The following is a 25,333-nucleotide window of genomic DNA, read 5'->3' on the forward strand; positions in this document are numbered from 1 at the left end:
GCTAGAGGCGGTCGCCAAAAATCAACCACATCGTCAGATCGAACTAGCAATTGAGCCAAAACCCATGGCCCGCGCGCGCGCGCGCACCAACGCCTTCTGGTCCTCCCGCAATTGATCAAGGAGCGGACGAGCTGCCGAGTAGACTCGCATCCCTGCCCCGATGCCGAAAGCATCCTTTGGGTCTTGGCCTGCACGGACCATCGCGGCTTGCTGCACGCTAATCTCCATCAAAGCCTGCTCAACCGGGTACCAGTAGGGCTCCTGTTCTCGCGTGAGCCGCAAGGATAAACGCATTCGACGGATCTCAACAGCCGTCAACATCCCTTCGACATGCGGTTGCAAAGCGGGCGGCGCGGCCTGGATGGGCAGCGAGACTCGAGGCGCAGGGATCGAAGGACGGGAGGATGGCTTTGGATCAGGCCGGCGCACTTGCAAGGGCTCAGACGTATTGAACTCACCAGTTGAACCATTCACGGATGCGTTCGTCTGATGGCTCGACGAGCCCAACTTCGGCGTGACGTCAGGTCTCGTCTCGGCGGGGGGCGGGGAGTCGGTAAGACCTGGATTCGGTGCAAGCGATAGGGCCAGAGCATTCGGCTGCAAACGATGCCCCACAGTTGCAGTTAGCGGAGCGGCTTCGAATGGCTTGGTCGCGGCCATGCCTTCCATCAGCAAGCCTTGCTGTGCATTCGAGACGGACCTGCGCTCGTCGGGCGACACGCTGACGATCACGAAGGAGCCCACAGCTACGGCCGCCACAAATAGTAACGCGCCACCGATTGCCGCCGGGATCTGTCCTGGAGTCATCCCCATCACCCTGAAGCTCACAGATCGTCCGGGATCCTCTGAGTCGCCAGCTGAGGCTCCGCCGCTGACCTATCATCGTGAAAGATTGTCTTCGTGACTAGTGTATCCAACGTCAACAGACGATAATGGGGCGTGATCGCTGTATCCGCGGCCCGCATGTATGACGTTCGCGTCCGGGACGGATCACGGATTTCCTCGCAAGCACCGCGGCCGCTGACAGTCCTCGCCGCACAGACGAAGCACTCAAATCAAGCAGCGACGCCTTCCATCGCGCAATCGCGTCCGAAATCATCCCTTAGGCTTTGGTCCTGTGATGAGGTTTGACATTCCCAAAAAGTTCCCCGGATTGGGGCGAGGTTGGACACACTTGGATACGGCGATGGCATGGATGTGGGTCGACGTTCCCAGCTTCGGTAGATCGCTGCAAGCGTCTCAATCCGCCGGCTCGGCTGTGTCGACCTCGGGAGGCGAGTTCGTGCGTTCGGGGACTCTGAGCATCGTCTCGCCTGCAGTCAGGAAGCGGAGCGGATCGAGCGGATTGCCGGACAGACGGGTCTCATAGTGGAGGTGGGGACCTGTCGAGCGGCCGGTCGAGCCGACCGACCCAACGATCGCGCCGGCGGCCACATCCTGGCCTACGCTGACGCTGCTGTTTGAAAGGTGAGCGTAACGGGTGACCAGTCCGTGCCCGTGGTCGAGTTCGACCAATGTGCCGTAGCCGCCGGTCACGCCGGCGGTGACGACCCGGCCGCTCGCCGTGGCGTGCACGGCCGTGCCGACCGGACTGCGGAAGTCCATGCCCGCATGCATCCGGCGCTCACCGGTAAACGGGTCCGCGCGCAGGCCGAAATTGCTGGATTTGCTGACGTCTCCGGTGATCGGGGCCCGCAGCGGTACGGTCTCGGAAAGCGCCTGCCAACGTCCGGCTTCCACGAGCGCAGCGTCGGCGCCGCTCAGCGCACGCCCGAACGATGATGCGGGCGGGCTCGGATCAACGCGCGGCCTGGGATTTTCGGGCTCTGCGGCAATGGGCAATTGCAACGCCTCGAACGCCGAGCGCACGCGCTGGATCCGCTCGCGTGCCAGAACGCGAAAGCGCCCCACCGTCTCGAGCTGGTGCGCATCCAGCCGACCGAGGCGGGCCTCGATCGCGTCGAACTGCTCGCGCAGCGTCCCGTCCGCAAACATGCGCTCTGTGGCCGCCCCCTTCCGGAGGGGCTGTGGCGGAACCGGCTCTTCGGTTCGGCCAGGCACGCCGGCCGGGGTGGGCGCCGTGCCGGCGAGCGCCCGGTCCAGTGTGGATGCGAGCGCGGCGTCGCGGTTCTCCAATTCGACCTGACGCGTGATGATGTCCGTCAGACGTTCCGCCAAGCCGTCCTGTTCCAGAGCTTGGCTGCTCGCGGCGCCGACCAACCTGCGTGTCAGGGCCCGGACTTTACTCTCGGTTTCCGCCTGACGCACGACGGCCTCGTCGGTCAGCCGGTTGATCGTGGAGACCTGCATCACCGCATAGCCGGTGCTGGCGAGCCCCCAGATGACGCAGACCGCGAGCAGGGCCCAGGGGCGCGGCTTCCGGGGCCGATCAGCGGGTTGTGCAGCGCGTGCCAGCGGACGCCTCTGGCTTCGGCTCAAGGTCACGCCCACGCCCCCACGTCACGTCTCCTGGCAAAGTAGTCTCGCACACAGCACGGAGCCGGACGCTCTGCGATGACGATCGCCAATTTGTCCATAACAATGCGACTAAACATGGATTGACTGTGCCCCAGCGGCATTGAGCGCGCACTGCGGTGTCCGGTCGGTCGTGGGTGCGCGGATATGGGTTCAGCCACAGCAGACGGGCTACACCGGCATTCCGCAACGGGGGATCGACAGATGTCGCCATCCGGGCAGGGCGCCTCGCCGAACCGGTTCGAGGTATACCATCATCTTGACCTCCGCCTGTAGGCAAATGAAATTCGCGCGCGAGTTTGTCCGCGCCCCGATATTCGCACGGGCGCTTGGATCGGAGGCCGCATATGGACAGCGTCGGATCCGGGGGAGCGGGTGGCGAACTCAGCGTTGAGGAAGCGCTGGAGATCGCGGCCCGCGCCCACCGCGCCGGCGATGCTCCGGTAGCCGAAGCGCTCTATCAGCGCATCCTTCAGATCGCGCCCGATCACGCGGCCGCCCTTCACCTCTACGGGGTGCTCAATCATCAGACGAACCGGCCCCGCGAGGCCATTCGACTGATTCGCCACTCGATCGAGCTCGAGCCGGAAGATCCCAGCGCGCATATCAACCTCGGCAACATCCTCTTCGAACTCGATCGGCCCGACCTCGCGATCAAGGCGTACACCACGGCGATCATGCTCCGGCCGGACGAAATCGATGCGCGCAACAACCTGGGCGTGGCCCTGCGCGTGCTGCGCCGTCCTGAGGAGGCCGAGGCGATCTATCGTGAGGCCCTTGCGATCGGGCAGGACCACCGCGACGTGTGGAACAACCTCGGTCGCCTCCTCGCCAGCCTGGGGCGGATTGACGAGGCGATTGCCGCTCACACGCGGGCGCTGGAACTCGAACCTGCCAATGCGGGGACCCGCCGATTTCTCGTGGCGGCTTACGCGGCGACGCGCGAGCACGACCGAGCTCTGGCCCTCCTGCGGGACTGGCTGCGGGAGGAACCGGATGACCCATCCGCTCAACACCTCTTGGCTGCGATCTCGGGGGAGAAGATCCCCGCCCGTGCCAGCGACCGATACGTGACTGCCTTGTTCGACGGATTCGCGGCGAGTTTCGATCACAAGCTGGCGCTCCTCGACTATCGGGCGCCCGCCCTGGTCGCGGCAGCCGTCGACGCCGTGCATGATCGGCACGCCGATCTCGATGTCCTCGACGCCGGCTGCGGGACCGGCCTGTGCGGGCCGGCGCTCCAGGCGCACGCACGCCACCTGACAGGCGTCGACCTGTCCGGGCGGATGCTCGACAAAGCGCGACAGCGCGGCTGCTACGATCGCCTGGAGGTGGACGAGCTGACGCGCCACCTCGCCGACCGGCCGGACGCCTACGACCTGATCGTCTCGGCCGACACGCTCTGCTATTTCGGCCCCCTCGAACCAGTGCTTTCCGCCGCGGCCGGAGCGCTCCGAGCCGGCGGATGGGTGATCTTCAGCGTCGAGGAAGGCGAGGGCGACGGGTTCGTGCTCAATCCGCACGGGCGCTACAGTCACGCGCGGAATTACGTGGCGCGCTGCCTCGCGGCGGTTGGATTATCAGTCCCGGGCATCCAGCAGGAGAGCTTGCGCATGGAGCGCGGCGAGCCAGTCCGGGGCCTGATCGTTACGGCGCGCAAAGCCTGATCGACGTCTCCCTGAGGCGGGTCGCTCGTCCACGGCGGTCAATGTGAGGCTCGGGCATCACAGGCAGGTTCGCTCCACCCGCCTTCCTTCGCCCCTGCGCTGGTTCGGGCCGTCAGGCCGGTAACGTCTGGTTTGGCAACGAGGGCCACATCACGACGCCACCGTCGCGACTGCCGCTTTCGACTTGCGTGCCAAGTCGGCGAGACCGTGCGCGGCCCTGCCGGTCGGAGGCATCGCTGTGCGAGCGGAGGATTGATAGAACCGATCAGGCTGCTTTTTCGCTTCTGCGAGCGCATAGCGCAGCATGACCGCCGCCGATTGCTGGTTCGGCGCGATCTTCCGTTCGATCATTGCCTCAATCATGCGCGACTGCATGGCGGCATGACTGGCCGTTTCCCTGATCGCCGAGAGAAAATCGAACTTGTCGCCGATCGGCTTGCTGACCACATCGCGCGAGCAGACGAGGAGGCCGATGATGGCGCCGACGGCCGCCCCCGATAGGGGGCCGATCACGGGCACCGGGCTGCCGACCATACCGCCGAGGATCGCGGAGCCGGCCACGCAGGCCTTGTCATGAAGCGGCGATTTGGTCGTCGTGACACCAGCCAAAGCGGATCCTTACATGAGGCCAAGTTCCACGAGCAGCTCGGTCAGAGACTGCGTTCTGCCACGGCAGAGACGCGCTGAGCGATAGGCTGATAGGACGAGGTCCGACGGAGGGACACCCGGAGCTGCACGGTCGGCCAACGTGCGATCTCTGGCCTTTCGGATGTCGAATGGCGCCGGATTTGATTTCGCAGCTTGTTCATCTTAAGCTTGGCTGCGCTCTGCGCCTGTCTTCGTGTCTCGATGATTCAACAATATCACCGTCGCATCCTGTTTCAGGATTTCTTTTGATACGAGCAGATCGATCTTTATGTTTAAGGGAGGTTCGACGTAGATTTGCATTGCAGGTATAGAAAGATCTCGCGGTCCGTGCGCGACAGGGCCGATGTAATATCGAAATCCCTTTTTTAGACTGAAGCTCGTGACAAAACGAACGGCATTGTCCCAATCCACGATGTTGTACCTTAACTCGGCGTCTACGACAGAAACCGGCTTCGTCGCCGAGAAGTAGCCTGTCCCCCATTCGCTACTCGTCCCACCCCAGCAGCGATACATCATGAGGCCGCCCTGCGGTGCTGTTCGTGGCTCAGGATCTTCCCCAAAGCCCTTGGCTTTCCAACCCTCGAGAGCCGTCCTCGTCACTGCCATGGCTTGCGTGACCCGCCGCGCGTGAAGTCCGATGATGTTTCCAGAGCCGAATTCTACATGAAGCAAGACGAATTGATCAAGTCGCTATCTTAAGCAAAGCTGTGTTGTGATCGGTCGCTTTATTTCTTACGGCCTTATCAGGTTCGAAAGCCGTCTTGCGTTTTCTCGCATGCCGCGCTGCGGGCGCAGTTCTCGTTGGATACGGCGATGCGGTGGAAGTGCCCGAGAGGCAGTGGAAGGTGGCCTCGATACGCCCATGCCTGCCCGACGTAACCGGAGGGCTACCGCTTGTGAGGCCATGCACCGGTCGGCGCGCCGCCGATCTAGGCCGACCGCCGTCCGCAGCCACGCCGCCGTATCCGGTTCGATGGCTGCGACCTCACCGCCGCCGCGCTCGTCGGTGGGCGCCAGCAGGCGGTCGTCAGCAGGCGGGCGTCGGGCCGGCCATGGTCACATCCGAGGAGACCTGCGCTTCGCCCGGTGTTCTGATACAGTGCTGTCTGGCTGATCCCCCAAGATCCGGACAGGTGCTGAATGGGAATGCCCGCCGCCCGCATTACGGATATGCACACCTGCCCGATGGTCACTGTGGTGGTTCCCCATGTCGGCGGCCCCATTGCGGCGCCCTGCTGCCCGACGGTCCTCATCGGCAACCTGCTGGCCGCGCGGGTCGGCGATACCGCAGTCTGTACGGGGCCGCCGGACACGATCGTTCAGGGTTCGCCGACCGTGCTGATCGGGGGCCAGATGGCCGCGCGCATCGGGGATATGACCGCGCATGGCGGCGTCATCGTCGCTGGTTTGCCGACGGTGCTGATAGGCTGAAGCGCCCGCCGCGCCGAAGCCGGGACCGCGCGCCAGGCCGGCCTATTGCCCGGCGGAAGCCGGCAGGATCCGCGGCTCCGGCGTGTTCGGAACCCTCACGGCCTTGACGCTGCTGTAGCGGTCGAGGCGCAGGGAGATCATGGTCTCGAACTTGCTGCGGACCTCCGACACCGACAGGCTCTTGCCGCCGCCGCTGCTATAGAAGATCGGCCGGTTGGCCGCCGCGGGCTTCGGCAGAAGCGCCGCCGCCACCGTGTCGGGCTTGTGTGTGACCTCGTCGATCATCCGCTCCGCCCCATCGGGCCCGAGGAAATGGACGAGATAGACTTCGCCGCCGGTGAGATTGCGACCGATCCGGCGCGCAATGCGCAGGCTGTCGCGCTTTAGCATCTCCGCGGCAAGTACGGCCGACAGATACGGGTCGCGCCGCATGTCGAGGATGCGGGTGCGCTGCGCCGCGGTCATATCGCCCGTCGCGAGGACGGCCGCTTCCTGAGCGAGGCCGTAGCGTGGTCCGAACTCGCGCACCACGCCGATCCAAGTCTTCTCGATAAACTGATACAAGCCCGAAGCCGACGACGTCTGCGCCTGGACCTCGGTCTTGAAGCTCGATTCCTTATCGGCGATCGCCATCAGGAGAACGGGGTCGACGCTCGTCGCCCGGGAGGCGCGGACGATCTTCTCCACGAGGTAGCGCCTGATCCGCATTGGGCCGAAGGCCAGGAGTTCGTCCGGATTGCGCGAGTTGTTTCCTTCGAGCTCTTGGGCCAGCGCCGAGTACGCTGCCAGCTCCGGCCGGTTGCCGGCGCTCAGCCGGACGGCGCCGATGTCGCCTTCGACCAGGGATTTGCCGGCGCCCGCCGAAAGCTTCACGGCCGGCGGCGTCAGGGATTGCGCATCGGGGGGGGCCCCCGGACCCTTCTGGCCAGCCCGCGGTGCGACGCGGATCGATGAAGCAAGGGGCGAGGTCGGATCGGCATCGACGTCGGTGACGTCGTAGAGCTGCGCCGCCAGGTCGGCGCTGACGATAATGACCGGCTTGTCCTCGCCCAACGTGAGCGTGGCGGTGGCCTGCTCGATTTCCTCGTCAGGCTCGGGCGCCTGCGGCACGATCAGCCAGCCGACTCCGACCCCGACCATCATCAGCGCGGCGATCGCGACGAGGCCGAGATACGGCCGATGACCAGCCGGAGCATGGGACGCGATCGCACACAGCGATTCCCAAAGGGTCTCGGGACCGGTCTCATCGCGTCGCACCGCAGGGCGCCCGCCCGCCCGGTGGCCGTGGACGAAGGTAGCGATCTCCGGAAACCAGCGTGCGTCCGTGACCGGATCAGCCGCAGCCTTGAGGCGCCCGATCCCCGCCTCGATATCCGCCGCTGTGCGCGGGTCGACCTTCAGGCGGCGACGCAGCACGCCCGCCCCCGCTCCCGTCCGCGCGACGAGGTCGATAGCCTCGAACCACACCACCAGGGAGGGGCGCGGCTTGACGAACGGCGTGCCTTGGCAGGGAAAGATTTTCAGGCCGCAGGACCGGCAGGAATAGGCCCTGTTGCGGCTCTCGCGCAGGAAGCCCTGGCGGTCGCCGCAGGCGGCACAGGGCGCTCCGGCGAAGCGCAGCCGCATGACTTCGTCGAGGCAGGCTTCCTCGGTCAGTGTGGGCTCAGCCGGAGCGCGCATGGCTCAGTTCCCGACCTTGATTTGATGGACCGCGAGGCCGAAGCCAGGGTCAAGATCTATCGCGCGCGCGAGGGTGTCGATCGTCCGCACCGGGCTGTCTGCCGGTCCGGCTCCATCGATCGGTCCGAGTCCCCCGGCCGCGACCACGAGTTGTGTGCGGGCCGCTCCCGAGGCCGGGATGTCAAGCCTGACCGCGAAGGTTGCCCGGCGGCCGGTCCGCTTCAGGTAGCGTGCAAGGTCGTGCACGGTACCATCCCCCTCGACTAGGAGGACGGTGACGTTCTGAGTCTCTCCAAGGTCGACGTTACCACGCAGTTCCTCGCCGCTGCGAAGCCGATCCTTGTCCAGCCGCAGCTTCGGTACGCTCGCGGTCTTGGCGCGCGCCTGTCGGGCGAGCAGATCCACCAGCCCGCATTGACCGGGTTCGATCTGCCGCAACTGGATTTTGGCCTCGAAGCCCAATGCCTTCTTGAACGCCGCGTCGAAGTCAGCAAACGGCCGCGTCGTGGTCCCGTAACCCTCGACGACCGCTTCCTTGGCGCTCACGGAGGTCGGGCTGAGGAAGAAGCACGCGCCGCCGCGATAATTATGGATGTAGGCAGCAACCCGCTCCATAGTCGGGCCCACCGGAGGCTGTTCCGGGGGAGGCGGATCGATCGTTGGCTCCTGTGTCGCGTCGGGATTGGGCAGGGGTATCGGCGTCGGCTCGGGCCCGGTCCGGGGCGAACGCTGCGGCGCAGGCGGAGCCGGGGGAGCGGAAGGCTCCGGCTGCCGCGGCTCCGGATCGGGCCGCGGGGCAGCAGGCGGCATGCGGGTCGTATCCGCTTGGGGGTCAGATGGGGCCGGACCGGGTCCCGGTACGGTTTCTGGTACGCGGCCCGGCACGGGTCTATGTGTGGGTCTTGGCGCGGGTCTGGGCGTCTCCTCAAGGGGCGGCCCTGCATCCGGCATCGACGGCTTCCGCTCGGGCCAGAGCAGGGCCATGGCCGCGAGACCGATCACCAGGGCGGCAGCCGTGCCACCGATCGCGAGACCGAGGCGCCCACGCTTCGATGTCCGCGGATTGTTTGGCCGCGGGTCCCGCGTAGGCGTCTGCGCGATCCATCCCTCGACCTCGGCCATGCTCTGGGGACGCAGGCGCGGGTCAGGCTGCAGCATGCGCTCAAGCAGCGGGACGAGTTGCGGGGCGACGCCGGTGAGGTCCGGGATCGACGTGCGCTTCGCGATGAAGTCGGTCTGACCACCGACCATGTCGAGGGGGCGCCCGCGGCTTGCCTCCGCCAGCACGAGGCCGAGGCTGTAGATGTCGGATCGCGGCGTGATCTCGCCCCCCTGCAGGCCACATTGCTCGGGCGAGACGTAGGCGTACTTGCCGGCGAAGCCGTCGCCGATCACTGTCCGCGTCTCGGCCAGCCGTGCGATTCCGAAATCGATAAGCTTGGCGCGCGCCGGATCGCCGGCCGGGATGATGATGTTGTCGGGCGTCACGTCGCGATGGACGATCCCGGCCTCATGCGCCGCCCCAAGCCCGCCGGCAAGACGCCGCCGGAGTGTATCGACGGCCTCAAAAGCGAGCGGTCCCTGCTTGAGCCGCTCGGCCAGCGACTCGCCAGTGACATACTCCATGGCGAGGAAGGGCAGGCCGAGCCGGCGGTCGATCGCGAACACGAAGTAGCGCACCACCGCGCCGTGGTGGACGTGATGAAGTGCCGACGCCTCCTTGCGGAACAGCGTCAGGGCCGTGTCGTTCTCCTCGAAATCCGCGCGCAGGACCTTGATGGCGACAGTGTCGCCGGTCTCGATCGCATGCCCGCGAAAGACCTCGCCCATGCCGCCGGTCGCGATGGGCGCGTCAATCTCATAGAGGTCGCTCAGCCGCGTCCCGGGGCCGACCCGGGTGGTCCTGCCAGCGTCTATGACGGTGCGCTCTTCGCGCATCAGGCGCCTCCTGTGGCGGGCTGTGCCGTCACCACGACCGTGATGTCGGCGTCGCCGATCGCGGCCGCCGCCGTGTCGGTGCGGGCACCGCACCTTATGACGACGACGGTGACGTTGTCGGATGCGCCCCGCTCAAGCGTAAGTCCGAGCAGAGCATCACAGGCGCCCCGCGGCTCCGCCGTGTCAGCCACCATCAGGATGTCGCGATCCGCGACGTGACCCGTGAGCCCGTCGGAACAGATCACGAAGACATCGCCCGGGAGCACCGAGCCCTGCTCCAGATCCACGGCCGGACGCTCGTGGACGCCGACCGCCCGGGTCAGCACATGCCGCCGGGGCCACGCCGCCAGCTCGGCGGCATTGAGGATACCGCGTTCGAATAGGTCGCGACCCTCGGTGTGATCGCGGGTGAGCTGCTCAATGGCTCCGGCCCGGATGCGGTAGATGCGGCTGTCGCCAGCCCACACACAGGCGAAGTCCCGTCCGAAGAGCAGGAGCACCGCGACGGTGGAACCGATGATGCAGTCCCGGGCCTGCCCCAAGGCTCGTAAGGCAGCGTTGGCACGCAGGACCCGGTCTTCCAGGCGCGCCATCAGATCTGCGGCCGAGACGGCCGCCCCGATCGTCGCGAGGGCCTGCACCACGGTATCGCTTGCGAGCGCTCCATCCGCATGGCCGCCCATCCCATCCGCCACGGCGAAGACGCCGATCTCTGGCGCGACGAGGAAGCGGTCCTCGTTGTCGGACCGCACGCGGCCCGGATGGCTGACGCCGCAGCTCTCGATGCGCAGCAGGTCGACCGGAAGAGGGTCGGACACCGGACCGGAATCAGGCGGCATCGGCATCGAATTGCCCCGTGAGCAGGCCGGTGAACAGGTGAGGATCGAGCAGCCCAGTGCAGGTGAGCGCCAGGGCGGGAAAGTCTGAGCCGCCGACCGTCCACCAGTAGCTCATGCCGGCATGCAGTCCGGCATGGGCCAGCGGTCGCTGACGATCGAAGCTGGCCGCGACATCGTAGTCGTCGATCGGCCGGACCAGGGCCGTGCCACGCAGCCTCCGCGTTCCGGCTGTCGGCGTCGGCAGGCTCGACGGGACGGCCTCCGGCAGGGTGGCGAGCCTGTCCAGGAGGGTCTCGAAGGTGGCGTCGCGCGACAGGGTCGACAGAAGGAAGGTCTCGGCCAGACCGAACCAGCCGTCGAACGGCTCGATCTCCGGCGGCGGCAGAGCGTCGCGATTGCCCGTCCGGCAGAAAAGGGTAAGCGGGAAGTAGCGCCCGATCCCATCGGCCGAGGGCATGATGGCGCCGAGAAGTGGCTCGCCCGCGATGCCCGGGCCGAGCCAGAACCGCCAGATCGGCGCCCGAAGGTAGGCTTCGGTCCAACCGGCGCGCAATCCATGCCGGCTCGCTGAGACGCCCCCCTCGATCCAGGGCTCCCAGACATTGAGCACAACGCGCGGCACCGACACCGCGATGAAATCGCGTTTGGCCGGGAGCTTTCCGAACAGGCCGCAGGGCATGCTACATCCCCGTCGGACAGCGGAACTCGCGCAGGGCAGGCAGCGCGAGGGGATTCTGCACGGTATTGACCTCGAATTTGTATGAGATCTGGCGGCTGCTGGCTGTCAGGGTGGCCACGACGGCGTCGCCCTGCTTGAGCACCGAGCCTGAGTCGAGGAGTCGGAACAGCGACCACGCGCCGGTCTTCTCGATCACGGTGCTGGGCCCGTTCGAGTTTCCGAAGAAGCTTGGCGGTCCCTCGATCTGGAGCGCCGTCCTGCCCGGCACCGCCGGACCCGGCCATTGCACGACGGTGGGTGCCGCGACCCCGCCCTGCATGGCGACCACGCTGCCGTTTACGTCGAGCTTGGTCTGGGCGGCGTCGCCGGCCTGAGTCAGGGGCGTCACCGACATCGTGATGGCCGGCATGGTTCCGCCCGTCGAAAAGAACGCCTCGCGGATTTCGGCGGCCCGCTGGAATTCCTTCAGCGTCGCGGCCGAGAAGCCCCGCGCGACCTGATCGTCGCCCCGCCATGTCCATTGCGGACGCGAGCGGTCCGTGCGGCTGGCGAGGTACTGCGTGAAGAACTTGTCGAATTCGCCGTTCGGACCGAACAGCTTGGCGAAGTCGGCGAGCGGAACCTCCCGATCGCTACCCCGGACGAACGGGTAGCGGTTGGTCGCGATCTGGGCGCAGTCGCGGATGACCTCGTCGGCCAGCGCTCGGCCGATCTGCGACACGGCCGCGCCTGCCGCGCTGCCCTCGAATTCCACCGCGATCTGCCGGATCATGACCTCGAACGGAGCCGGAAAGCGGGCCGAGAGGGCCTTGAGCGAGGCTGCCTGCGTGACGAGCGTGTTGTTCGCCGCCGCCGCTTGGTTCGGGTTCGTTGCCTCGAGCGCGGCGTTCTTGATCTCGTTCAGCACGGCGATGAGCGCGTCGATGGTGCGCCGGCCCGGATCGCCCTCCGTCAGGATCTGAAACGGCCGGAAGGCCGTCTCGATATTCGCGCCTGGCGCCTGATTGGCCGGACCGCCGAAACGGTCGACCGAACCTACGCCGCCCGCGGCAATCGCCGAGCCGACTGCGGCGCGTCCGAGCGCGACGGCGGCGTCGCCCGTGCCCATCGGCATCGCGGAGCCGACGCGCTGCTCGATGGACTTCGCCACGGCGCCGGCTGCCGCTTTGGCGTGGTCCGCGGCCCGTGCCGGCCGCTCGCGCGTCAGTCGGGTCTCGTCGCGGATCGATTCGAGGATCTGCCGGAGCGGCGAGGTCGGCGCCGCGATCGCCTGGAGGGCCACGTAGCGCGGCTTGTCCGCGGCCAGCGGCCGGATCTTCAGCCGGCGTAGGGCGCCGGTCCAGTTCTGCTGAAATTCGCGTGCGTAGATCTTCAGGAGGTCGCCGAAGAGAGACGTATACTGGGAGCGCACCGATTGCTGTTCGCCGGACGCGCCGAGCACCCAGCGGTCGCGCTCGGCGATGTCCTGAGCGTCGCCGAACCGGTCGATGAACGCATCGAGGAAGCCGTCATAGGTGAAGAAGAACGGCACGCGCACGCTGTCGAGATCGGCCCCGCCGGCCGCCTCAAAGACGAGGCTGGCGTCGGATCCCGCAGCCTTCGCCGCCGTCCAGTCCCTGGACGCGGCCGCCCGTGCTTCGGACTTCAGGACCTCGTAGGTGCGCTCTGCGACGCTGAGCCGGGCGAGCGTGCGCTGGCTGTCATCGACGAGCGCCTGATTGACCGTGACCAGGGGCGTGCTGCCGTCGTCGAGGTCCAGCATCGCCTGGAGATGATCCTCGAGAAGCTGCCGGCCGCGTGCGAAGCCGGCACCCGGATAGAGGTTCTCGGCCCAGTCACGCCGGAACCAGCTCACGACGAGGCTTCTGTCGAGCGGCACCTCGGCGCGGCCCCCCAACATCAGGTAGACCTTCAACGCCTCGTAGATGAAGCTGGGATGGGCGCGGTTCGCCTCGAGCTGCTCCTCAAGGCGGAAGATCAGGCGCGGCCGGAACAACCGCTCGAGACCTGCCCGGTAGCTCGTCTCGGCGGCGGATCGCAGCCGCGGGCGCTGACTGAGCCCGAAGGTCGCCAGGATGGGCTCACCCTCGCCCCTGCTCACATAGCCTGTCGGCAGGTACCGCAGCGCGTTGAGCAGCGGGAGAACCTTCGAGAAATTGCGGTCCGCCACGACGGGCTCGCGAAGGATCTCCGCGGCATCGGCGCGGTACTTGCTCGTCAATCCGTTGGTCAGGCTGATGAGCTGGTTGTTGCGCAGGAAGCTCGTCCACCAGAGGCCGACGAGCAGGGCGGCACCGAGTGCCAGTCCGGCATAGGCGCCGAGCCTCGTGAGGTTCGCCCGGCGCGTCGCGGCCCGGTTGGTCGTGACCCAGCCCGCCTCGCCGATCACGACCTTTCGGAGGAGATCGGTGAGGAAGTAGCTCCGCCCCCGGCCGGAATAGGAGACCGCACCGACATCCTGCGAACCGAAGCTGCGCGAGAGCGCGCCGATCAGCTGGTCAATCGGTGTTCCCTCTTGGGTGCCGGACGTGAAGTAGAAACCGCGCAGAGTCGCATTGATATGGTAGCGGCTCGGTTCGAAGACCCGACCGCAGAAGTCGACGACCCGCGCTCGGATCGCCGCCACCTGGCTCGGGAAACCGAACAGGACGACGCGGGCCGTCGGCGCCACCTCGTTTTGAAGGCGGTCGGGCATCCATTCGTTGAGACGCTCGATCAGGGCGTCGAATTCGGTCGGTACGTCGCCGACCATGTTGCGGGTCTTGTCGGCGGTCTGGAAGGTATGACCCCAGACCATCTCCCGCTCGGCTTCGGAGAGCTGGCCGAAGAACTCCGTGAAACCGGCGATCAGGTCCATCTTGGTGAAGATGACGTAGACCGGAAAATCGACCTTCAGCTGTTCGTGCAGCTCGATGAGGCGCGCGCGCACCGCGGCGGCGTGAGCCTCGCTGGCGGCATCGCCGCCGGTGAGCAGATCTTCGATGCTGATTGCGACGAGGACGCCGTTGATCGGCTGGCGCGGACGCGCACGGCGGAGCAGCGCGAGGAAAGCGAACCAACTCGATCGATCCCCCTTCGGGGAGGTGTCCTGCGTGGTGTAGCGGCCGGCCGTATCGATCAGCACGGCGTCCTCGGTGAACCACCAGTCGCAATAGCGCGTCCCGCCGAGGCCGGCCACGGCCTCCGGGGTCCGGCCCTTGGCGAGGGGAAACTTGAGGCCCGATCGCACGAGGGCCGTGGTCTTGCCCGCTCCGGGGGGGCCGATGATGACATACCAGGGCAGGTCGTAGAGGTAGCCGCTCTTGCCGCCGCGCGCCTTCTTCAAGGTCGCGAGCGCGTCGGTCATGCGCTCTTGGAGAACCGTTCCGTCGCTGGCCTCGGCGTCGGCACCGGCGATCTCGGTCTGGAGGACGCGCGTCGCCTTGCGACGCTGATACCAAGTCCAGCCGATCGCGGCGGCTACGCCTCCGAGAACGAGGCAGCAGAGGAGGAGGCGCGGCCAAGCCGCTTCGAGCGGGCGCGCGTCGGCGAACGCGAGAAGGGGCCCGCCCCACCAGATCAGCCCCGACAGGCAGAGGCCTCCGACGATCAGCGCCGCGCGCCATATCCACGCTTGCAACGTCATCGCCCCGCGGCCTCGATGCGATCCGACATGGTCTCACCTCCCTGGGCGGGGAGCCGGGCTTGGTGTGCAGACTCGTCCCTCACGTTGCCCTCAGCGCTCGCGGGGGATGACGATATCGACGCGCCGATTGCGGGCCCGTCCCTCCGGCGTCTTGTTGCTGGCGATCGGTACGTCGGCGCCCTTGCCTTCGATCGCGACCCGGTCGGGTTTCGACAAACCGGTCTTGAGGATGTCGGCGACGGCCTTCGCCCGGGCCTCCGACAGCACGAAGTTCGACGGGAACAGAACCGTCTTGATCGGGATCGCATCCGTATGGCCCACGACCTTGACGGGACCCGTGGTCTTCTCCAGCAGGCTCGCAAGGCGCTTCAGGAGGCTGACGAAGTCCGGCTTGACCCGCGCATCCGCTGGCCGGAACAGCGCCGAGGCCAGACGCAGGACGATCTGGTTGCCGGACTCGATCACCGAGACCGCGCTGTCGTTGATCTCGGCCTTCAGCGCGTCCTGGAATTTGCCGGCTTGGCTCTCGGCCGGCGGGGGCGGGGGCGGAGGCGGAGGCGCGTAGACGCGCCGCTGTATGCTTACCTCAGACAGGGGATGGAGTTGGGCGAGTTCCGTCGCTGTCGCTTCGGCGTTCCCGACGAGGAGCGTGCGAAGGAGCAGGAACAGGCCCAGGAGCAGCGCCCCGATCAGAGAGCCGGCGGCCCAGAGCGGAACGTGCAGGCGCCGCGCTTCGGGCGGGATTGCCTGCCCCTGCCAGCGCGGCGAGACTTCACGGTCCGCGGTACGGGTGCGGCGAAGCAGTTCGTAGAGTTCGCGTTGAATACGCTGGAGATTCGCCGCTCCGCCTCCACCGGTCCGATGCACGCCCTGGAAGCCGATCCCCAGGCAGGCGTGGATCAGTTCGAGCAGGTGGTAATTCCCGATCGGATCGAGCTTAGCCCGGTCGAGTTGCTCGAAAAAACGCACCCCGCCGACGCGTTCGCCGAAGAACCGGCTCAGCATGCTGTACTGGGTCCAGACGTGGCGCTCGTCGGTGGGAATATTTTGGACGATGTCGTCAGCCGTGGCGCAGACGATGTATTTCGCGGCGCGCACCTGTTCCGCATCAACCCCGGCCCCGCGGGTGTCCTTTTCGAGATCCTCGATGCTGGCGGCGACCTGCTCCATCAGGTTCGAGAACGAAGCCGTCGAAAGTTGCACGCGCAGCCGGCCCAGCAGCAGCAGGAGGGGGGCAGCCGCACGCAGGAGCGGATTGGCGTTCGGGGCGACGACGACGTCCCGCTTCATCACGAGCGCGCGGGCGCGCTCGGCGGGTGCCGCGGCCGGTTGGCGTGCCGACAGGTCCGAGGTCGCCCAATCATCGGTCTCGGATGCCGGGCGTTCACGACCCGTGGGCGGATGGAACGGGGCCGGATACGGGGCAGGTTGGTGGGGCGCGGGTTGGTAGGATCGCGCCTCCGCGGGCGCGGGTGACGCATCGGGCATCCGTCCGCGTCCGCCAGGATCCGGCAGGATGATCGTCCGGTCGTTTCGGCCGAAGGGGTCGCTCATGACGACCGAGCTCCCTCCGAGATCCCCTCAGAGTCGTGCATCATCGCGGCACGATCGGGCACGGCCCCGAACCCGTGTTCTGACGCGCTTGGAACTCCGGCAATCCGGCCGAGCGCGATCATCGCCGGACATCCAGCACCGCCCACAGCTCCAGTTCGAGCTGCGGCCAGTCCCCGGAGAAATGCATTCCGATCGAGCTCGCCACCGAGAACTCAGGCCACAGCGGTGATTGCCGATCGAGCAGGAAGTACACGTGATCGGAGATCGCACGGATCTGCGGCGGCGGCGTCGGGAGATGCACGAGTGGCACGCCGGGCAGATTGGCATGCACGATCTCGTTCATCTGCGTGTTCGGTCCGACCTTGAAGAGCTGCGGGAACTCGGACTGGATCTCGGTGAGCGGTCGGCGCGCGGCGACCTCAAGGACGAGGCTCGCATTCCGGAACAGGTTGCGGTCCCGGATGATGGAGACGAAGGCGTTCGCAGCCCGCTCCACGATCGGCATCCGGATGGCGCGGCGGCCGAGCTGCGCTGAGAGGAAGTCCTGGATGTCGCGCAGGATGGGCTTGAAGACGTTCTCGAGATCGTCGTGGTCGTATGCCGGGTAGGTGCGGGCGCGTCGGTCGGCCGTGGTGAAGGTAGCGAGCTCGCCTGCGAGATGCAGGAACTCTTCGTAGAGGCGCTCGGGATGGACGAACCGGGAGGCCGCGAAATGCTGCAGGACCGGGATGTGCCGGTTGAGCAGCTGCAGGATGAAATAGTCCGCGCTCTGCAAGCCGCCGCCCGCCGTCGGGTCGGCCGCGTAGCGGGCAAGTTCCTCCAGCTTGTTCTCGACCCAGCCGATGACGCGCTCGATCCAGCCATGCACCACCGGATGGCTGGAGCTGGTGAGCACGGGCGGCGCGAACGTGTCGTCGAAGACGATGGCGCGGTCACGCACCTCGACGATCCGGGCGATCGCCAGCCCGACATATCCGGGCTTGGCGGTCTTCCGAAGCTCGTAGGCGAGGCGGGGCTGCGCAACCTCGATGTCCTCCTCGATGCGGAGCGCGGAGGTTGTGTCGATCAGACGGATATTGGCGGGGACGAACCGGCTGGCGCTCTCGGCCTCGGCGGACTCGACCTCGCGGGTATTCGGGGCGCCGACGGGTAAGGTCAGCCAAACGATGTACTTGCCGGCGCTCTCCGGCACCTCAATGGGCGGCGGCGGCGGCAGCTCGGCCGGGATATCGAACGGCGTCCCGTCCGGCATGATGCCTGCGGCGCGACGCACGGCGAACTTGCTCTGCTGCGCGAGGTCGCGGTCGATCTCCAGGGACGAGAACCCCCAGGGGTAAGGCGTGACATGGCGGGTCCGGCTTTCGATGAGACCCTCGAAATACCGGTCATTCTGCTGAAGGTGATGCGGCCGAAGGAACAGCCCCTCGGTCCAGACTACCTTGTTGCGCCAGGACATTGCCGCCCACTCTCTCAACGCCGTCCGCTGACCCGCCGCGCGCGAGACCGCTCTGGTTTGTTAATCGCGCCGACCGCCGAGTTTGCCGGCATAATGGCTTTTCTCTCCCCGGCCAATGCTATAATCCCGTGGAGACAATCAATCTTCACCTTGTCCCGGGTGTTCGGCCAGTCTGCAAGCCGGTTGGAACGTGCATCAGCGAGCTGACGAGTTGAGCGCGTCGCAGAATTCCACACATTGGATCTACCATTCAACGGCCGCGTGGCTCGGCAAGCCGAGGGGGTTACGACATCGCAAAACGCCGACGCGCGCAATTCGTGGACGATCGCTGAGGTCGAGACTTGTGCAACTGTCACGCATAACGGGGACATGGCCGGTCCGCCCCTGCGATCGGGCGCAGCTCCAAGCTCTTGTTGTGGGTGCTCGCGCGGCGAACCGGTATTCCTTCGGCGTAGGACGCCCTAACGGCCCTTGTCGTAGCAATCCGCGAAAATCACCATGAATGCGTCCACCATGCCGTCATCGTGGAGCGACGCGAGGGCGTCCCAACGCGTCGTGTAGATGTCCCAAAGACGAGCCTTGCGTGAGCCGAGAAGGCCGCCGAGGCCGCGGTCCTTCTCATCCGAAGCCTCGATCCCCTCGGGACTCAGCTCCTCCGACAGAAGGCGGAGCGCGTTCTGCATGGCGGCGTAGGTCTTGACCTGATGGGTCTTCAGGTCGCGAAAACTCGCCTCCATCGCGCGCCGCGCCTCAAGGTAGCCGCTCGACGGGCGGCCCAGCATGATGCGCAGGGCGTCATCGACGGTCGGGGAGAATTTCAGCGGGTTGTTGTCGAGCGCCTGGATTGTCGTCTGGTTCGCGGCTTTGACGACGCGCTTCGACTCGGTTCTGGCAGCCAGAAGCTGCTTCACGTTCTCGACGCTGAGACGGAGGATGGCGCCGCACTCTTCGGCCAGGTCGCCCGCATCCTGCCAGGCCAGAATCTCCGGCGGGACGCCGAGGCCCGCCGCGAAACGACGGATGAACCTGTCGGCATCTTGGGACGATCTTGCCGGCGCGTCCGGCTCCGCCGGCGCGCCGCCACGCTTGCCTATCTCTGCCCCAGGCGATGCGCTGCCCGCCTCGGTCTTGTGCCACGGATCGATCGCTGGCGGGAGTGCCGGGACCGCGGCGTCGAAGGGTGCGGTGGCGTGCGGGGGGCTGTCCAGCCTGTCGAAGGTCGGGGTCGGAAACGGCAGCTCGGGTCGGCGGCGCGGGTTTGGCAGAGGCGCGGGCCCTGCACCGGGACTCTCGTTGCCCTGTTCTGGCCACCCGGGCCTGGGCGAACCGGCCGGCCCGGGCAGGTCGACCAGCCAGTCCACGAAATCAGGCTGAACCGGACGGCCGGCCAGGGGGGACTTCAGCTGATGGCTCGGGACCGGCGGTGCCTCGAAGGGCGAGTCCCAGCAATCCTGGGTGCCGGCCCGGGGCATGGCCGGGGGCGCCTGCGCAGGAAGCGGCTCTCCGTCGATCCGGGCAAGGATGATGTATTGGCCGATCTGGATACGATCGCCGTCCCTGAGCCGGTAAGCCTCCTGCAACCGCTGCGGGCTGCGATTCACGAACACGCCGTTGCGCGAGACGTCCTGCAGCCAATAGCCATCGTCCCGGTGGCGGACCTCGGCGTGCTTGCCGGAGATCACCCGATCCGGGTCGGGCAGCGTCCAGTCGAGGTACTGATCGCGACCGATATCGATGCCGCGCCGCCCCGACAGGCTGATGCTGAGCGGCCCCCCATCGGGAAGAACGGAGAAATTCTCAATCAAGAGGGTGAGCGTCATCGTTCATTCCCACCGTCGGCCCGAGTCACGATCATGTCTCGTGCCCGCCTCGCTCTACAAGGATGCGGCCAGCATTCTCCCCTCGGCCGTTGGACGAGCCCTCTGGATCTGAGCTGTCTCGAAATGGCATGCCCTGTGCCACCGTCACCCCGTCAGGACCGGGCGGATCGCGACGCACGACGCCATCCCATCATTGCGCTTCGCGGCGCATCAGCGGAAGGCCAAGATCGATGCAGGCCTGAAGGCGGCTCGACCGGTCGCGTGCCGTCACTGTGGCCAGCGCGACGAGGATCGCAGTCCGCACGGCCTTCGGGGTCATTTCCGGGGTCGCCTTGACGATCGCCTGTGCGCTGGGCCCGATATTGCCGCCCGACCATCCTGCAGCGAGCGCCACCCAAGGCGTGGCGAGGCGCTGGTTCCCGGTCATGCCCAGGCGAAGGGCCTCACGGCGCAGCAGGTCGTCCGGGTCGCGGACCCAGGCCTCGGCAGCCTGCAGCGTCGCATCCTCCTGGCCGATCTCGATGCGGCAGAGGAGACGCACGCTCTGCGCACCCCACCAGACCGCCTCCCGGCGCCCGAGGGCGTAGGCCAGGAAGCTGATCGCGTCTTCCGGCGTGCCGCTGCGGCGCAGCCGTTCCAGGAAAGGCAACGGCTGCTCGGTCGTCGGCGCTGCGTTGATGTCGCGCTCCGCACTGGGAAACGCCTCGAACAGATCGCGTGCGGTGTTGAAACGGCTGCCGGCCACTGAGGATCCGTGGGAATGCGAGGGCTGTCAGTTCAGGGTGATGAGCGGCGCCTTCTCCTCGATCAGCGCCGTGCCCTGGACCTTAACCATGCCGGCCTCAATCGTGATCGAGGCCGGATCCATGGTGATCTTGCTCGCGCCGCACTCGAGCACGATCTTCGTTCCTGCCTTGATGTGCACTTCCTGCGCAACGTCATTCTTCCAGTTGCCGCTCTCGACCTTGAGACTGTCATCGCCGTTCTTGATGACCGTTGAGCGGGACGCTTCTCCGCTCGGCGTCTCGAAAGCGATGCCGACCTCCCGCGTCTCGGCATGGCGCACCACGGCGGCCAGATCCTTCTCGGCCCTGAAGTCGATCTTCTCCGAAGACTTCTCGTCGTCGAAAGTGAGTTGATTATAGCCCCCGTGCCCCTTGGTCGAGTCGGATTTCATGCCGGATACGGTCTTCTTGCCCGGCATTTTGAAGGGATAGGGATAGTCTTTGTTGTACACTGTCCCGACCACGAGGGGCTGATCGGGATCCCCCTCCAAGAACTGGACGACGACCTCCTGGCCGACGCGGGGGATGACTTGGAAGCCCCAGGATTTTCCAGACCACATCTGCGCCACGCGAACCGGACGGGAGATGCTGTCCTTATCCCGATTCCAATGGAACTGCAGGAAGATACGCCCCTCCTCGTCGACGTCGATCTCCTCGGCCTCTCTGCCCTTGCGAGTCGTCACGATGGCGGTCTGCGGGCCCTGCACGGTCGGACGCGGCGTGACGAACGGGGCACGGTAGGGCCGATCGACCGGCTGCAACTCATAGGCGCCACTGTACAACTCGTCCGCGCTCGCATGCGGACCGCTGCGATAAGCCTCCGGGCTGATCACGTGGCGAGCCGAAACGACAAGATATTGGCCGTCGTCAGTGGGATGGTCGCGGATCGTCACGAGCCCGCCGGGATAGAGGCTCGCAGCATCACCGACGGCGCTGCGGCGATGGTCGACGGCCTGCTCGGCCTCGAGCCGCACCTTCGCGCGCTTCTTGCCGAGATCGCGTTCCGTATATCGACCCGGGAAATCGTAGGCTTCCAGAGACGACTTCTCGTAGCGTTCCGAGCCGCTGGCATCGGCTTTGAGATTGGCCGTCGGCTTCATGTAGTCGAAGTCGTTGGTCGCGTAGGTACCGGTCCGGAACGTCCGATCGGCCCGCCAGGCCGCGACGTGCTCGCGCTCCCGCCGATCCCGGTCGGTGAGAGGAATGAACGGCACGACGCCGCCGGCAGCCTCGACTGGCCGATGACAGGACCGCGAGTCGGCCAGGATCAGGACATGCTTGCTGTCGCTGTGCTCGTAAAATGTATACAGGCCCCATTCCTGGAGCAGGCGGGAGACAAAATCGAGATCGCTCTCGCGATATTGTACGCAATAATCGATCTTGTCGTAGTCTCCGTGGCTAGCCTTGACTTTAAAATCTCTAAAACCAGCCCGCTTGAAGACGTCTTCCACAATATCAATGACGTTTTTATCTGTAAAAATACGACAGTCCGCCCGGCGACCCAAAAGCCAAAGCCATGGACGAAGCGTCAGTCGATAAGCGTATGAGTCCTCACGCACACCGATCCATTGAGCGCCGGCGATAATGCCGTTGTAGTACCGATCGACGCCGCCATAGGATTTGAACCGAACATGCGCGTTTTTGCCAAGCAATGCGTCGAAATTGAAATTCTGATCCTCGCACAAGGCCTCGATTGTGAATTCGAATAACTGATCCAGGCCTTCGTCGCCTTCGAAATGAATGAGGACAAACTTGTCGCGACCAGCCGGAGTAACAAGCTCTGCAGCCCGATCCTGCTGCGAGGCCTTATTTTTATCTCCGTAATTCAACGTCTGTTCCGTGCTGGCGTTCCGGTCTTGGCTGCGCTATACTGGATTTCGTCAACACCGGCAATCATCGGCCGGCGCCGTTCAGGGTGTCAAGTTGTAAGTCATGAGCCCACTGGCCCGCCGCATCCTCCGTTCGTTCTCCTTCGTGCTCTGCCTCTCGATGGCGGCAGAAGCCCATGCGGATCCTGCTTATAAAGCATCCGATATCGTCAAGCATTTCGCGCCCGCGCGCAGGGCCGACCTCGGAGGTACGCGCGCCATCTGCATTGGCACGGAAAGCGAATGCGCCAATCAGGTTCAGGACCACTCCAAGCCAATCGACGGCTTCGACCTGCGCGTGAATTTCGACTACAACTCGACGCATCTCACGACACCGACCCGTGCCAATCTTGAGGAATTCGTCCGGGCGTTGCGAGATCCGACCCTGAACAGCGCGCATTTCGTGGTTGAGGGCCATACCGATGGAACCGGCAGCGATGCCTTCAATCTCGATCTCTCCATGCGGCGGGCGCGATCGGTCGTGGAGTTTCTGACCGCCCACGGTATACCGCCTGCGCGACTTGAAGCGAAGGGGTATGGCAAGCAGAAACCGTTGGTTGCCGATCCGCTGTCCAGTCAGAATCGACGCGTCGAGACACGGCTGAAGGCAGAATAGGCGCCGAGCTGCCGTGGCGCTTCAAACGGACCTCGTCCGGTTCCTGGAACCGATCACCGCAGATTCGGCCTGCGGCGACGATCTCGATGACACCGGGGATATCGCCTTCCTCAACGGCGTCGCGCAGGTGGAAAGCCGGCTGCCCACCGTCTTCCTGTTCCGGGACGCGGACGGCGAACTCAAGATCTTCGATCGTTCGAAGATAGATTTCGGCAAGGAATCCGAAGTTCTTATCGGCCTCCTGAGTCGGACGCGGGATTTGCGCCTGCTGGTGCTGCTCGGACGGCTGACGATGCTCGACCGCGACCTCCACGGGTTCGGGCAGGTTGTCACCGTGATCGCGGCGTTTCTGGATCAACATTGGGACGCCGTCCATCCGGGCGCCGCTGGCGACTACGATTTCCGTGCCGCCATTCTGCAGAATCTGGAGAACAACCCGACGATCGTCCTGCCGCTCCAATACACGACGCTGTTCCGGAGTCGCCGACACGGGCCCATCAGCTTCCGGCATGTGATGGTGGCCGCCGGCGAGGTGCCGCCCGCCGCAGAGCATCCGGGTGCGGACCGCGCTGCGATCGCGCAAGCTCTGGACGAGGCCGATCCGGCCGAGCTGAGCGGCGTGCGCGACGATCTCACGGCCTTGGCCGACGCCATCGGACGAGTGGAGGCGATCACGGCCGCCCGTGGGGGACATGACGGCGGCGTTCGCCTCGGGCTGTTGGGCGATCTCGTCCGGCGCATGCGGGCTTTCCTGGGCGAGGATGCCGCGGTTCCCGCCGCAAAGGAACCCGAGCCTGGCCTGCAGGAAGTGGCCGAGGCTGACGCATCGGTCGACAGGCGCCCTCCCGTGCCCTCCGTCGGCGCCGTCGCGACGCCGGCCCAGGCTACGGCAGCGCTTGCAGCGGCGGCCGCCTACCTGCGGGTCCGCGAGCCATCGAGCCCTGCGGAGGTGCTGGTTCGCCAAGCGCAGACTCTCGTCGGCAAATCCTTCGTCGATGTCATGCGGATTCTGATGCCCGATCAGGCTCCCGACGTCGCTATCGTGCTCGGAGCCGGTCGCCGGCTCCGTCTGACCTTCGACCAGCTGGCTGCCGTGCCGGATTCCGATGAGTCGGAGCCCACGCCCGAGGAGACCGACAGCGCAGGCGGGGGCGCCGTGATGGCCGAGGCGCTACCGTCCTATCGGGCCACGACGCGAACGGAGGCCATCACTCTGCTGCGGGCGATCAGCGACTATTTTCGCCGATCCGAACCTGCCAGTCCAATCCCGTTGCTTCTCGAAAAGGCCGCCGCCCTGGCTGACCGCGATTTTCTCAGTGTTCTAAAAGATGTTTTGTCCGAAGACAGGCCAGATTGAAGGAGGCTTAATCATCGCGGGACAGAAATTTCTGATCTGAAATCCTCGAATTTGGCCAAGCGAATCTATGGCTTGAAGCTCTAAAGTTGTCGCATTCCCCAACATGACGAGCCATAAAACTTTCCAAAGCGCATCCGAGTCACAAAAAACTGAAAGCGGGATAATTAGTAATCTTTCCCCGACTGGACGAGGATTCGCCGCTTGCATGGAGGTTGAAAACCTGTACAACAGCCAAGAATAGGGTAGGATACGGAATTTAGAGGTTCTGCGCCGGTAATCGGTTGGCCGGTGTGCCGTCCATGTCAGATCTATCGAAAGAACCGCTTCAATGGCAGATTCGAGTCACAAGTTCATCAAGCGCAATCGGCCGCCGCGGGTTCACATTACATATGAGGATCCGTACGACGCGGAGCGCAAGGTCGAACTGCCGTTCGTGATGGGAGTCCTGGCCGATCTGTCGGGTAATGCTTCGACCGTCGACAAGCCCGAGATGGACAAGCGCGAATTCACTGAATTCGACATGGACAACTTCGAGAAGCGAATGGCTTCCATCGATCCAGCCGTCCGTTTCAACGTCGACGATCGATTGTCCGGTACGCAGCAGAAAATGTCAGTCGAGCTCCACTTCCGGAAGATGGATGACTTCGGGCCGGCATCGGTAGCGCGCCAAGTTCCCGCGCTCGCCAAATTGCTGGAAGCGCGCGAGCAGCTCGCCAACCTGCTTCGGTACATGGATGGCAAGGTCGCCGCCACCGATCAGATCAAGGCGCTTCTTCAGGATCCGAGCCTGATGGAAGCCCTGGCACAGCGTTTGACGCCGCCATCGTCCGACGATCCCGCGTCCTAAACCGCCTGAACGTCACCTTCTTCCCGCCAAAACATCGAGAGGCGCTGC

The 25,333-nt window shown here is 65.6% G+C and carries 19 protein-coding genes; 5 read left to right on the plus strand and 14 right to left on the minus strand.

Annotation, left to right across the window (positions count from 1 at the left end; all coding sequences use genetic code 11):
• Window positions 1–33: 33 nt before the first annotated feature.
• Together OXS27_RS25445 and OXS27_RS32700 are read right to left on the minus strand one after the other, a co-directional pair.
• Window positions 34–828: a hypothetical protein gene (locus tag OXS27_RS25445; protein ID WP_267359704.1), complete on the minus strand. Its 795-nt coding sequence runs from the start codon at window positions 826–828 to the stop codon at window positions 34–36.
• A 411-nt stretch (window positions 829–1,239) separates the two neighbouring features.
• On the minus strand, window positions 1,240–2,451 hold the full coding sequence (locus OXS27_RS32700; RefSeq protein WP_267359706.1) for a M23 family metallopeptidase: 1,212 nt from the start codon (window positions 2,449–2,451) through the stop codon (window positions 1,240–1,242).
• A 371-nt stretch (window positions 2,452–2,822) separates the two neighbouring features.
• Here OXS27_RS32700 and OXS27_RS25455 point away from each other — a divergent pair, with 371 nt between their 5' ends.
• Window positions 2,823–4,142, plus strand: a complete 1,320-nt coding sequence (locus OXS27_RS25455; protein ID WP_267359708.1) for a tetratricopeptide repeat protein — start codon at window positions 2,823–2,825, stop codon at window positions 4,140–4,142.
• Between the two features lie 150 nt (window positions 4,143–4,292).
• On the opposite strand, the gene OXS27_RS25460 is transcribed toward OXS27_RS25455, so the two are convergent.
• Together OXS27_RS25460 and OXS27_RS25465 are read right to left on the minus strand one after the other, a co-directional pair.
• Complete coding sequence (locus tag OXS27_RS25460; protein ID WP_267359710.1) at window positions 4,293–4,751, minus strand: hypothetical protein; 459 nt, start codon at window positions 4,749–4,751, stop codon at window positions 4,293–4,295.
• Between the two features lie 201 nt (window positions 4,752–4,952).
• A complete protein-coding gene (locus OXS27_RS25465) occupies window positions 4,953–5,462 on the minus strand; it encodes a hypothetical protein (RefSeq protein ID WP_267359712.1) in 510 nt (169 codons plus the stop codon).
• A 474-nt stretch (window positions 5,463–5,936) separates the two neighbouring features.
• Between OXS27_RS25465 and OXS27_RS25470 the strand changes: the two genes are divergently transcribed.
• A complete protein-coding gene (locus OXS27_RS25470) occupies window positions 5,937–6,221 on the plus strand; it encodes a PAAR domain-containing protein (RefSeq protein WP_267359714.1) in 285 nt (94 codons plus the stop codon).
• A gap of 42 nt (window positions 6,222–6,263) precedes the next feature.
• Here the strand turns inward: OXS27_RS25470 and OXS27_RS32705 are convergent, their stop codons facing one another.
• The 10 genes from OXS27_RS32705 to tssI form a co-directional block, all read right to left on the minus strand.
• A complete protein-coding gene (locus OXS27_RS32705; protein ID WP_346733013.1) occupies window positions 6,264–7,901 on the minus strand; it encodes a transglycosylase SLT domain-containing protein in 1,638 nt (545 codons plus the stop codon).
• A 3-nt stretch (window positions 7,902–7,904) separates the two neighbouring features.
• Window positions 7,905–9,839 carry a serine/threonine protein kinase gene (locus OXS27_RS25480; RefSeq protein WP_267359716.1) on the minus strand — a complete coding sequence of 645 codons (1,935 nt, stop codon included), beginning with the start codon at window positions 9,837–9,839 and terminating at the stop codon, window positions 7,905–7,907.
• A complete protein-coding gene (locus OXS27_RS25485) occupies window positions 9,839–10,657 on the minus strand; it encodes a PP2C family serine/threonine-protein phosphatase (protein WP_267359718.1) in 819 nt (272 codons plus the stop codon). Before OXS27_RS25485 ends, OXS27_RS25480 begins: the two co-directional genes overlap by 1 nt.
• Before the next feature lie 10 nt (window positions 10,658–10,667).
• Complete coding sequence (gene tagF, locus OXS27_RS25490; protein WP_267359720.1) at window positions 10,668–11,357, minus strand: type VI secretion system-associated protein TagF; 690 nt, start codon at window positions 11,355–11,357, stop codon at window positions 10,668–10,670.
• Window position 11,358: 1 nt separating this feature from the next.
• Window positions 11,359–14,982, minus strand: a complete 3,624-nt coding sequence (gene tssM, locus OXS27_RS25495) for a type VI secretion system membrane subunit TssM (RefSeq protein ID WP_267359722.1) — start codon at window positions 14,980–14,982, stop codon at window positions 11,359–11,361.
• 90 nt (window positions 14,983–15,072) lie between these two features.
• On the minus strand, window positions 15,073–16,536 hold the full coding sequence (gene tssL, locus OXS27_RS25500; RefSeq protein WP_267359724.1) for a type VI secretion system protein TssL, long form: 1,464 nt from the start codon (window positions 16,534–16,536) through the stop codon (window positions 15,073–15,075).
• 118 nt (window positions 16,537–16,654) lie between these two features.
• Window positions 16,655–17,992 (minus strand): type VI secretion system baseplate subunit TssK, encoded by a 1,338-nt coding sequence (gene tssK / locus OXS27_RS25505; protein ID WP_267359726.1) that lies wholly within the window; start codon window positions 17,990–17,992, stop codon window positions 16,655–16,657.
• A 461-nt stretch (window positions 17,993–18,453) separates the two neighbouring features.
• The gene (tagH, locus tag OXS27_RS25510; protein WP_267359728.1) at window positions 18,454–19,812 is read right to left on the minus strand and encodes a type VI secretion system-associated FHA domain protein TagH; all 1,359 of its coding nucleotides are present in this window, start codon (window positions 19,810–19,812) and stop codon (window positions 18,454–18,456) included.
• A gap of 190 nt (window positions 19,813–20,002) precedes the next feature.
• Window positions 20,003–20,557 carry a hypothetical protein gene (locus OXS27_RS25515; protein WP_267359730.1) on the minus strand — a complete coding sequence of 185 codons (555 nt, stop codon included), beginning with the start codon at window positions 20,555–20,557 and terminating at the stop codon, window positions 20,003–20,005.
• Window positions 20,558–20,584: 27 nt separating this feature from the next.
• Window positions 20,585–22,426 (minus strand): type VI secretion system tip protein TssI/VgrG, encoded by a 1,842-nt coding sequence (tssI, locus tag OXS27_RS25520; protein WP_267359732.1) that lies wholly within the window; start codon window positions 22,424–22,426, stop codon window positions 20,585–20,587.
• Between the two features lie 103 nt (window positions 22,427–22,529).
• Here tssI and OXS27_RS25525 point away from each other — a divergent pair, with 103 nt between their 5' ends.
• The 3 genes from OXS27_RS25525 (at window position 22,530) to tssB (ending at window position 25,285) form a co-directional block, all read left to right on the plus strand.
• Window positions 22,530–23,081 (plus strand): OmpA family protein, encoded by a 552-nt coding sequence (locus OXS27_RS25525; protein WP_267359734.1) that lies wholly within the window; start codon window positions 22,530–22,532, stop codon window positions 23,079–23,081.
• A gap of 13 nt (window positions 23,082–23,094) precedes the next feature.
• Window positions 23,095–24,438, plus strand: coding sequence for a type VI secretion system ImpA family N-terminal domain-containing protein (locus tag OXS27_RS25530; RefSeq protein WP_267359736.1), 1,344 nt, complete (start codon window positions 23,095–23,097; stop codon window positions 24,436–24,438).
• Between the two features lie 328 nt (window positions 24,439–24,766).
• The gene (gene tssB, locus OXS27_RS25535; RefSeq protein WP_267359738.1) at window positions 24,767–25,285 is read left to right on the plus strand and encodes a type VI secretion system contractile sheath small subunit; all 519 of its coding nucleotides are present in this window, start codon (window positions 24,767–24,769) and stop codon (window positions 25,283–25,285) included.
• Window positions 25,286–25,333 lie beyond the last annotated feature (48 nt).

Origin of the sequence: Methylobacterium sp. GC_Met_3 (assembly GCF_026540775.1) — a bacterium.
Lineage (GTDB): Bacteria > Pseudomonadota > Alphaproteobacteria > Rhizobiales > Beijerinckiaceae > Methylobacterium.

Coding starts and splice junctions, on each gene's coding strand:
- OXS27_RS25455 (WP_267359708.1), top strand. CDS start 2,823: ATGGACAGCGTCGGATCCGGGGGAGCGGGTGGCGAACTCAGCGTTGAG.
- OXS27_RS25470 (WP_267359714.1), top strand. CDS start 5,937: ATGCCCGCCGCCCGCATTACGGATATGCACACCTGCCCGATGGTCACT.
- OXS27_RS32705 (WP_346733013.1), bottom strand. CDS start 7,901: ATGCGCGCTCCGGCTGAGCCCACACTGACCGAGGAAGCCTGCCTCGAC.
- OXS27_RS25480 (WP_267359716.1), bottom strand. CDS start 9,839: ATGCGCGAAGAGCGCACCGTCATAGACGCTGGCAGGACCACCCGGGTC.
- tagF (WP_267359720.1), bottom strand. CDS start 11,357: ATGCCCTGCGGCCTGTTCGGAAAGCTCCCGGCCAAACGCGATTTCATC.
- tssM (WP_267359722.1), bottom strand. CDS start 14,982: ATGACGTTGCAAGCGTGGATATGGCGCGCGGCGCTGATCGTCGGAGGC.
- tssL (WP_267359724.1), bottom strand. CDS start 16,536: ATGAGCGACCCCTTCGGCCGAAACGACCGGACGATCATCCTGCCGGAT.
- tssK (WP_267359726.1), bottom strand. CDS start 17,992: ATGTCCTGGCGCAACAAGGTAGTCTGGACCGAGGGGCTGTTCCTTCGG.
- tagH (WP_267359728.1), bottom strand. CDS start 19,812: ATGACGCTCACCCTCTTGATTGAGAATTTCTCCGTTCTTCCCGATGGG.
- OXS27_RS25525 (WP_267359734.1), top strand. CDS start 22,530: ATGAGCCCACTGGCCCGCCGCATCCTCCGTTCGTTCTCCTTCGTGCTC.
- tssB (WP_267359738.1), top strand. CDS start 24,767: ATGGCAGATTCGAGTCACAAGTTCATCAAGCGCAATCGGCCGCCGCGG.